Source organism: Duncaniella muris, assembly GCF_003024805.1.
In the GTDB taxonomy this organism is placed as follows: Bacteria; Bacteroidota; Bacteroidia; order Bacteroidales; family Muribaculaceae; genus Duncaniella; species Duncaniella muris.
The window spans coordinates 91,885-102,174 of sequence record NZ_PUEC01000007.1 but is presented as its reverse complement, the minus strand read 5'-3'; the positions used below and the strand labels follow the sequence as shown (position 1 = coordinate 102,174).

Annotated in this window: 6 protein-coding genes; all 6 read left to right on the top strand. The window is 49.3% G+C overall.

What is annotated here, in order from left to right:
* Nucleotides 1-178: 178 nt before the first annotated feature.
* From C5O23_RS04635 to C5O23_RS04610, 6 genes are read left to right on the top strand one after another with little or no spacing between them, the layout of a single operon-like run.
* Entirely contained in the window at nt 179-487 is a 309-nt protein-coding gene (locus C5O23_RS04635; protein ID WP_107031774.1) for a hypothetical protein, read from the top strand.
* A 28-nt stretch (nt 488-515) separates the two neighbouring features.
* Nucleotides 516-1,397: a S26 family signal peptidase gene (locus C5O23_RS04630; protein ID WP_107031773.1), complete on the top strand. Its 882-nt coding sequence runs from the start codon at nt 516-518 to the stop codon at nt 1,395-1,397.
* A gap of 5 nt (nt 1,398-1,402) precedes the next feature.
* Nucleotides 1,403-2,470 carry an efflux RND transporter periplasmic adaptor subunit gene (locus C5O23_RS04625; protein ID WP_107031772.1) on the top strand — a complete coding sequence of 356 codons (1,068 nt, stop codon included), beginning with the start codon at nt 1,403-1,405 and terminating at the stop codon, nt 2,468-2,470.
* Between the two features lies 1 nt (nt 2,471).
* Nucleotides 2,472-5,525, top strand: a complete 3,054-nt coding sequence (locus C5O23_RS04620) for an efflux RND transporter permease subunit (protein WP_107031771.1) — start codon at nt 2,472-2,474, stop codon at nt 5,523-5,525.
* Entirely contained in the window at nt 5,512-6,981 is a 1,470-nt protein-coding gene (locus tag C5O23_RS04615; RefSeq protein ID WP_107031770.1) for a TolC family protein, read from the top strand. Before C5O23_RS04620 ends, C5O23_RS04615 begins: the two co-directional genes overlap by 14 nt.
* A gap of 3 nt (nt 6,982-6,984) precedes the next feature.
* Nucleotides 6,985-10,146 carry an efflux RND transporter permease subunit gene (locus tag C5O23_RS04610; protein WP_107031769.1) on the top strand — a complete coding sequence of 1,054 codons (3,162 nt, stop codon included), beginning with the start codon at nt 6,985-6,987 and terminating at the stop codon, nt 10,144-10,146.
* Nucleotides 10,147-10,290: the final 144 nt, after the last annotated feature.

Sequence of the window (10,290 nt, the reverse complement as noted above, 5' to 3'; positions counted from 1 at the left end):
TCTAATTGCAGACGTTGTTGGTCTGTCAGTTGTATAACTTTGATTTTTGCGATAGCGATGTGTCTTTATGTGTTTACACAAAGATACGCAAAAAAATTGATATAAACTAATTTTCAACATCTACTTATATCCACAATTTAACATATATTCTCTTGATGATAACTTTTCAGTGACAGTCATGCCTGAAGGTAAGATAGATAGTTATAAACGATATATCGACAACGAAACAGCTGAGAATAAAGAGCTGATTTACAGTGGCGTAAACGGTTATGAGAAGTTTTTCGTCATCAATAAGATTAATGGTGAAAAATCTGAACTATGGTTCTTTAATTGGGACGGTATGCCCTTATTGGACATAAAACTTCCTGAACTGGCTACTTCTTTTGACATAGACTTCCGGAATCATACACTATATACATTAAATTTTAAAAACGACATATTTAAAAAATATGATTTAAAGGATATCTTAGAGGGTGTATCTCAATGATTGAAAGACACAGAAACACAGATTATATATGCTTGGATTAAGCAAGTTCATCATGTACATGCTCATGGTCGCGGTGATCGGGGTAGGGCTTTACTGGCTGATTCAGATAACCACAGCCTGTTCATTCCACACTCCTTCGGGCTCAATGTCGCCGACATTGTTGCCCGATGAGAGTGGGTTGGTGAACAAGTGGAAAATGGGTGCGCGGATTTTTAATATTTTCGATGCCATCAAGGGGAAGCCTTACGAGATAAGGCGTCTTCCGGGTTACGGTCAGTTGGAGCGAGGCGATATCATAGTATTCAACTACCCATATCTTGACTCTGACCGTAAGCGCGACAGCATTGCCATGAACCTCGCTACATATTATTGCAAGCGGGCCGTTGCTGTGGCAGGCGACACTCTGGAAATCCGCAATTGCTTCTACCATGTCAGAGGATGCCGCGACACTCTTGGTGTAGCCTCGGAGCAGGAGGCCTTGCGACTATATGTTCGTGAGTTCACCCGTGAAAATCCTGATCCGCACACATGGCCCTCCTGGATGCGATGCTGCCCCCGTGATTCAGCGGTTGGCTGGACGGTAAGAGACATGGGGCCGTTCCTGATTCCGGGCAAGGGGCAGTCTGTAGAGTTGGATTATAAAAGCTGGCTACTCTACCGACGGTATATCGAATGGGAAACGAAATCCAAATTAAAGTGGCAAGATTCTGCGGCATTTATTAATGATAAGCCGATAAAAAGTTATATCTTTACAGAAAATTACTGCTTCGCAGCCGGAGACCACGTAATCGACTCTAAAGACTCGCGCTATTTTGGGCTTGTGCCTGAGAAATTTATAGTCGGCACTGCCGGAATCCGCTGGAAATCACATGTTCTTAACCGTATGTTCAAAGCTATCAATAAACATTGAATACCATGAAATATATCCCTGCCATACTCATTTTGTCGGTCCTCCTCGCATCATGTTCATCTCCAGAAACGGATAAAAAACATAATGCAGATGAGATCGGTGTAGCCACGGCTGAGACCGACCATATAGCTGAAGTCACCGTCATGGATCTACAATCTACAGTGTTCAATCATGAGATCGTGAGCAACGGACGTATTTCAGCTCGTGAGAAAGTTGATGTGAATTTCCGTTCACCCGGACTCATCGCTTCCATATATGTGCGTAATGGACAGAGGGTCACCAAAGGGCAACGCATAGCCACACTTGACACCTACAAACTCGACAACCAGCTTGAGAAGGAGCAGAGTGCCGTTGCCTCAGCCACGCTTGAGATGCAGGATGTGCTCATCGGCCAGGGCTACGACCCGGATCGGCTTGAAAAAGTGCCTGATGACGTTATGAGACTCGCCCGTCTGCGCAGCGGTCTCCAGCAGGCCGAACTTAACCTCGCGGCAACTCGCAAGGATCTTGAAGATGCCACCCTCCATGCTCCGGTCAGTGGCGTCATCGCCAATCTCACCGCCACTCCCCACAACATGTCGTCATCCACCGAACCGTTGTGCAGGATTATCAACGACAGCGGCATGGAGGCCGAATTTTCTGTACTGGAAAGCGAACTGCCGATGGTTCGGCCGGGTGATAAAATCGCTGTGACTCCGTTTTCGACCACAGACTCGCGCACCGGACATGTCACTGAAATCAACCCGATGGTTGATGACAACGGCATGGTCAAAGTCTGGGCATCGGTCGATGGCGGAGGCGGACTGATTGACGGCATGAACGTCCGTATAAGCGTGAAACGCGCAGTCGACAAGGCTCTGGTCATACCCAAGAGCGCCGTGGTACTCCGCTCAGGCCGTCAGGTCGTGTTTACCCTTGATGGCAATAAAGCAATGTGGAACTATATCACCACCGGCCTTGAGAATCTCAGCGAATACACCGTCACCGATGGTCTCACGCCGGGCATGAAAGTCATAACATCCGGTAACGTCAACCTCGCCCACGAATCTCCGGTCAGGATAATTGAGAAATGACATGGTCCGTTATCTCCTGAATCATCGCATAGCTGTCATCATGGCGTTTCTTGCTATGGTGATACTCGGATGTGTGACATACACAACACTTCCCGTCTCGCTGTTGCCTGACATAGATATCCCTCACATTACCGTGCAGGTCACGGGTGACAATGTCTCGGCGCGCGAACTCGAAAATACCGTTGTCACACCCTTGCGCCGTCAGCTCATGCAGGTCGGCGGACTTGGCGAAATCAAGAGCGAGACCCGCGACGGTTCGGCGATAATCTCGCTGACAATGGACTATGGTGTCAACACCGACCTCGCCTTTATAGAAGTCAATGAAAAGATTGACGCGGCAATGAACTCCTTACCCAAGACCGTTACACGACCAAAGGCTGTCAAAGCGAGCGCTACCGACATACCGGTCTTGTATCTGCAAATGACCCTGCGAGACGAAAACGGCAGAATGTCATTTCTTGACATGTCAGGAATTGCCGAAAACATTGTCAGACGCCGTCTTGAACAGCAGCCGGAGATTGCAATGGTAGACATAACGGGTGTGCCTGGAAAAGTTCTGCGGGTCACCCCTGATTTAGACCGTATGACACAAGCCGGTGTGACCGTCGAAGATCTTGAATCCGCTCTCACCGCCAACAATGTCGAGCCCGGTTCAATGTCCGTGCGCGACGGGTACTATGAATATAACATCACAGTCACCAATCTTCTGCGTTCTGTCGGGGATGTGGAGCGGATCAAGCTCCTTAAGGGCGGGAAGATTATGGAATTGGGCGATTTTGCAGAAGTCAGTCTGACCAACCGTGTGCCTTCCGGCTATTCACTGCATAACAGCAAACGGGCTGTGACTCTTGCCATAATCAAGCACGGTGAGGAGAGCATGGATGCAATGAACAAGGCTCTCGACTCGACCATAAAATATTTCTCAGACCGCTATCCCGAAATAGAGTTCTCCAAAACCCGAAGCCAGACCGAGCTGCTTGACTTCACCATCTCCAATCTTGAGCAGAACCTCATATTGGGCCTTTTGCTCGTGTTTGTGGTGTGTCTCATCTTCATGCGCAGTGCGCGATCGTCATTCATCATCGGATTGAGTATAATAGTCGGAGTAATTCTTACATTCCTGCTCTTCTATCTCTTTAACGTGTCAATCAATATCATCTCTATGGCCGGACTGATTCTTGCCGTCGGCATGATGATTGACAACTCCGTCATAGTCACTGAAAACATCACCCAGTTCCGTCATCGCGGCAACGGGCTTATGAATGCCTGCGTCAAAGGCACCAACGAGATGATAACGCCCATGCTGTCATCATCGCTTACAACTGTAGCCGTGTTTGTCCCGCTGATATTCATGAGCGGTATCGCCGGAGCGATATTCTCTGACCAGGCATTCTCGATCACAGCCGGTCTTGCTGCAAGTTATATTGTCGGGATCACATTGCTCCCGGTGCTGTATTATCTTTTTGAAAATAAGAAATCGGGGATAAAAGAGGGCAAATCAGCAGATTCAAATCAGAATCAGTCCCCAGCCTCTCATCAGTCTTTTATCAGTCTTTATGACCGCGGGATGGATTTCTGTTTCCGGCATAAATGGACGTTCATCGCCTCGACTTTGCTCACAGTCCCGCTATGCGTCGTAATGTTCATGCTTATGCGTCAGGAGCGCATGCCTGAGATAGACAGCAACGAGACAATCGTCCGCATCGACTGGAACGAGAATATCAATCTTGACACAAACCGCAGCCGGGTCGAGGCTCTCTCGGATTCTGCGTCAGTCGAAAGTTCAGCCTATATCGGCATGCAGGATTACATGCTGTCATCCGACTTCGACCTTTCAACATCTGAAGCCGAGCTTTATTTCAAAACCTCCGGACCTGAAGATATATCACCGCTTCAAAATCGTATTGCCGACCGTATCAGAGACAAATATCCGTCTGCGACAGTTTCATTCCATAAAACTGGCAATATCTTTGAAAAAATCTTTTCGTCAGACGAGGCTGACATCGAAGCGAGAATCAGCAACCGGAATAAAGATGCCGGCGAGATTGACAGTCTTGCATCACTGTGCGGACGCATAGGGGAGGCAACTGGTGAGAGCCTGTCACCGGTTCCGTTACGCCGGCAGATTGACATATCGGTCGATCGTACGCTTCTCGCTATCTACAATGTCGACTACTCCGAGGTGCAGCGTGCGTTGCGCACCGCATTCAAGGGCAACACAGTGTCGACACTCCGCTCCTATCAGGAATATACTCCGATAGAAATATCAGGGCGTGAACAGAGTGTCGGCGAGATACTTGGCAACGCTTTCGTCAGATCGCGTGCCGATAAAAATGGTGTCCGTACTGAGATTCCACTTCGCTCGCTCGTGACGGTCGGTCACAGCCGCGATCTCAAGACCATTACGGCCGGCGTGGCCGGCGAATATGTGCCTATAGGTCTTGAAGTCCCCGGTCGTGAAGCGAAAGTCATCGAGACCATACGCGAGACAGTAGCTGCTGACGGCTCTCATGAAGTTGAGTTTGCCGGCGGTTTTTTCAGTAATGCCCGCATGATGAGAGAACTGACGGTGATACTCCTTGTGTCAGTCATGCTAATGTATTTCATTCTCTGTGCACAGTTCGAGAGTTTCCTCCAGCCACTCATAGTGTTGCTTGAAATTCCGGTCGACACATTTTTCGCACTGCTTGCCCTCATGATTTTCGGACAGACACTCAATCTCATGTCGGCCATAGGTATAATTGTGACGTGTGGTATCGTAGTCAACGATTCAATCCTCAAACTCGATGCCATCAACGAACTGCGCAAGGGGGGTATGCCTCTGTCAGAGGCAATACATACAGCGGGCCGACGCCGTCTGCGCGCCATAATCATGACCTCCTTGACCACCGTCTTCGCCATGCTCCCCGTGCTTTTTACGTCCGATATGGGCTCTGAGCTCCAGCGGCCACTCGCCATAGCTATGATAGGATCGATGGTGGTCGGCACCATCGTCAGCATCTTCGTTATCCCGTTGTTTTACTGGCTAATCTATCGCAAACATGAAAATAAGTAAGATATTCCTGCCCATAATCGCATTGCTTATGCCTGTCACTGCCTCGGCAATGACATTAACACTTGAAAAGACAATCGAGCTTGCCAATGACTCCTCTCTCATGGCGTTCAGATACCGTAATATGTATCAGGCCAGCTATTGGCAGTATGTCAGCTTCAAGGCCAACAGACTTCCGAGTCTGTCGCTTACGGCTACACCGGCAAGATATTACCGCTACATGACCCAGCGCTATGACTCGGAGCAGAATATCGACATATTCCGTCAGCAGCAGATGTTCAGTGCTTCGGCCGGACTGGAGGTGACTCAGAACTTTGATCTTCTTGGGGGCTCATTATATCTTGAGACCGACCTCGAATACATGCGCAACTTCGGGCAGAACAAATATACTCAGTATTCGTCTGTGCCCGTGCGTATAGGTTACCGTCAGGACCTGCTCGGATTTAATGCTTTCAAGTGGGAGCGCAAAATAGAACCTCTGCGCTATGAGAAAGCAAAAAAGGAACTGATCTACAACATGGAATCTGTCAGCGAGCAGGCTGTTTCCTATTTTTTCGCCCTCGCACTTGCTCAGGCTGAATATCGTCTTGCCGAAGAGAATGTGGCCTCATGCGACACACTCTACGTTATCGGCGAGCGGCGTTTTAAAATCGCGGCCATCTCCCGTGCCGACCTGCTCACTCTCGAACTCGACAAGGTTAATGCCCGCAATACTCTTGAAAACTGCCGTATAGCGCTCAAAAGGGCATCGTTTTCGCTCGCTTCGTTCCTCGGCATGGATAAGAATACCGAAATAGAACTTAAGATGCCTGGCCGTCCGCTTACCACAGCAATTCCGTTGGATCTGGCTCTTGCAATGGCCAAAAAGAATAACCCTACGTTGCTTGGCCACCGCCAGACCATACTTGAGGGTGAGAGGGAGTTTAACAGGGCCAAGGTTGAGTCTCGGTTTAACGTCTCAGTCAACGCCTCGGTTGGTTTCAACCAGGTGGCTGATGATTTTTCAGGCGCCTACCGCTCGCCGCTTCGCCAGGATCTTGTGTCAGTGTCCATCTCAGTGCCGCTTATTGACTGGGGGGTGAGAAAGGGAAAGGTCAACATGGCCCGCAACAATCTGAATGTGTCGCGTATCGCCGCCCGTCAGGATGAACTCAGTGTGGAGGAAGACCTTATCATGACCGTCTCCGACTATGAAGTGCGTCAGCGTCTGATCGCATCGGCATCTGAAGCCCTCGATCTTGCCGAGACCGCATACACCCAGACCCGGCAACGGTTCATAATAGGCAAGGCGGATATAAACAGTATAACCCTCTCGCTCAACCGCCGGCAGGAAGCAGCCAAAAATTATATAGCCGCCCTCCAGAACTATTGGTTAAGCCATTACAAAATCCGGCGTCTGACGCTACACGACTTTGAACTTGACATGCCGCTCTCAGAGAAATTTGAGCTGAAAAACTGACAGATGGCCTCACGATCGTTTTCCATAATAGTCATTTTTATCGTCCTGTCGCTGGTGGGATGCGCGCTTGTGCCGTTCCTTCCGGTCAAACTCGCTCCTTCGCGCAATCTGCCGTCACTCACAGTCAGTTTCTCGATGCAGGGCAGTTCGGCCAGAACCATCGAGGCCGAGGTCACTTCACGCATCGAATCAGTGCTCGCGCGTGTCAGTGGAGTGAAAGGCATCAGCTCAAAATCATCCAACGGGGGCGGCCGCGTGTCAATCGACCTTGACAAGCATGCCGACATCGAGATGGTGCGTTTTGAGGTCTCGACACTCGTCAGGCAGATATGGAGCGAACTGCCCGAGGGTGTCAGCTACCCATCCATATCGGCCCGCGCGGTTGAGAAGGAGAGCTCCAGGCCATTCATGGTCTACCGTCTCAACGCTCTGGCCAATCCGTCAGAAATCCAGACTTATGGAGAAGAAAATCTCAAACCGCTCCTTGCCCGTATCCCCGGAGTATATAAGGTAGAACTCAACGGTGCGCAGCCTATGGAGTGGCAGCTGCATTACGATATAGACAGGCTGTCATCGCTCGGCCTTACGCCGTCCGATCTGCGTCAGGCCATACGCGAGCATTATACCAGCGAATTTCTTGGCATGGCACCTGTCATAGCCGATGACGGTGACAAATCTGAATACATCCGCCTATCGCTGCATACCGATGGCACGGCCGGCTCATTTATCCCATCGGAAATTTCCGTCAGACTGAACAGCGGCTTATCGGTCACTCTTGATAAACTTGTGAGTGTCATCCACACCGAGGCGGCACCTAAAAGTCATTTCCGCATCAACGGGCTTAACTCCATCTATGTAAATATTACATCCGGGGAGGATGCCAATCAGCTTACGCTGGCTGAAGAAATCAGGACAGCCGTCAGCCGATTTGAGACTGTAATGCCTGAGGGCTATATGATTGACCTGTCATATGACGCAACCGAAAGCATTCGCGGCGAGCTCGATAAGATATATTTCCGCACAGGACTCACAGTGCTGATACTCCTGCTGTTCGTTGGCCTTGTCACTCTCAATTTTCGCTATGTGCTGATGATAACCATAGGCCTGACAATCAATCTTGCCGTGGCGGCAGTGTTCTATTATCTCGCCCACATCGAAATCCAGCTCTATACACTCGCAGGAATCACAATTTCACTCAATCTCGTCATCGACAATCTCATTGTAATGGCCGATCACTACACGCGCCGGCGTAACCTGCGGGCTTTCACCGCCATTCTTGCCGCTACAATTACCACAATCGGCGCATTGTCGGTGGTCTATTTCATGGACGAGAAAACACGCCTAAGTCTGGAGGATTTTGTCACAGTGGTCATCATCAATCTCTCCGTCTCGCTCGCGGTGGCACTGCTGCTTGTGCCAGCACTTGTGGAGAGGCTTGGCCTGCAAAGGGTGAATGGCAAGAACGTAAAATTCCGCAGTCTGCGCCATCGGGTCTCTCTGAGCCTTTCACGTCTTTATGCCAGCATAGTTCGGTTTATGCTGCGGTTCAGGGTCGCCATGATTGTTATTGTGATACTCTCTTTCGGATTGCCGGTGTTCATGCTCCCGGATAAAATCGAAGGTGAGGGATACTGGACAGAGAAATATAATTCCATATTCGGAAGCCCGACATATCGGGAGAAAATCAGACCGGTGACCGACATTGCACTCGGTGGCACTCTGCGACTGTTTGTCGAAAAAGTCTACAACGGTTCCTATTGGGACCGCGACAATAGTGAGCCGGTTCTGCATATCAACGCCACTCTGCCCAACGGAGCTACACTCCGGCAGATGGACGCACTTGTAAGGCAGATGGAGGCCTATTTGTGCGGGTTTAAGGAAATACGCCAGTTTCAGACTTCCGTGTCAAGTGCCCGTCGTGCATCCATTTCGGTGATGTTCAATGAGGGGCATCAGCATGACGGATTCCCTTACAAACTGAAGGGCGAGGTCATATCCAAGGCTCTTACACTCGGTGGCGGTTCATGGAGCGTATATGGTCTTGAAGACCAAGGGTTCAGCAACGATGTCAGAGAGACGGCCGGAAGCTACCGCGTGAAGATGACAGGCTACAATTATGACGAACTCTCTGACTGGGCCTACCGTATGCGTGACACACTGCTGACCCACCGTCGCATCAAGGAAGTGGCGGTGGCATCCGAGTTCTCTAACTGGAAGGATGACTATACGGAGTTTCACCTGGTTTTTGAGAGGGACCGCATGGCTAAATACGGCATCACAGCCACACAGCTATTCTCGGCAATCAAGCCGACATTCGGTCGGGAGATCAACTGCGGTCAGATTGTTGTAGACCGCACATCGCAGCGTATAAATCTCTATTCCATCCAGTCGGATGCCTACGATATTTTCACCCTCATGCGTCAGCCTTTTACCGTCAGAGGGCGCACATTCAAACTGTCAGATATAGGCTCGATAGAAAAACGTCAGGCCCCGCAGGACATTGTCAAGAAAAACCAGGAATATGTGATGTGTCTTCAATATGAATATATAGGTTCCAACATGCAGGGCGATAAAGTGCTCGACCGCGACCTTGAGATAATCAATGCCCTCATGCCGGTGGGATATAAAGCCGAAAGAGAGCAGCGCCAGTGGAAAACCAAAGATGAAAGCGGGAATTACTTGCTGCTGTTGCTCGTCATGGGCATAATATTCTTCACAACCTCGATACTGTTTAATTCACTGCGACAGCCATTTGCCATCATTTTCATCATACCGGTGTCATTCATCGGAGTTTTCGCCTCGTTCTATCTGTTCAAACTTAACTTTGATCAGGGAGGCTTCGCGTCCTTCATACTGCTTGCAGGCATCACCGTTAACGCTGCGATATATATTCTCAATGAATACAATTCATTGCAAGCCGGATATCCGCAAATGGCACCATTGAAAACCTATCTGCGTGCTTTCCGCGTCAAGATAGTTCCCATACTGCTGACTGTCATGTCGACCATCCTCGGATTCATACCTTTTATAATCGGCGAGAGTAAAGAATCTTTCTGGTTTCCGCTTGCCATAGGTACAATGGGAGGCCTGGCAGTCTCAATACTTGCTATTTTGTTAATACTTCCGATCCTGGTAATCCGGAGAGATATGCGCCCACGGAATTAATAAATATCGGGGAACGGGATATAAGAGGTCGTTTAAAACCAATAGTTAAAAACTGAGTGGTTTATCTTTTAGATAAATTGTTGCAAATGAGGAAGGAGTCATATCCACCTCAAAACTTTCGCTCAGATTTTAACTATTGTTTTT

What these genes read in the sequence shown, in the direction of transcription:
- C5O23_RS04610 (WP_107031769.1), top strand. Translation starts at nt 6,985, where the DNA reads ATGGCCTCACGATCGTTTTCCATAATAGTCATTTTTATCGTCCTGTCG.
- C5O23_RS04630 (WP_107031773.1), top strand. Translation starts at nt 516, where the DNA reads ATGCTTGGATTAAGCAAGTTCATCATGTACATGCTCATGGTCGCGGTG.
- C5O23_RS04620 (WP_107031771.1), top strand. Translation starts at nt 2,472, where the DNA reads ATGGTCCGTTATCTCCTGAATCATCGCATAGCTGTCATCATGGCGTTT.
- C5O23_RS04615 (WP_107031770.1), top strand. Translation starts at nt 5,512, where the DNA reads ATGAAAATAAGTAAGATATTCCTGCCCATAATCGCATTGCTTATGCCT.
- C5O23_RS04625 (WP_107031772.1), top strand. Translation starts at nt 1,403, where the DNA reads ATGAAATATATCCCTGCCATACTCATTTTGTCGGTCCTCCTCGCATCA.
- C5O23_RS04635 (WP_107031774.1), top strand. Translation starts at nt 179, where the DNA reads ATGCCTGAAGGTAAGATAGATAGTTATAAACGATATATCGACAACGAA.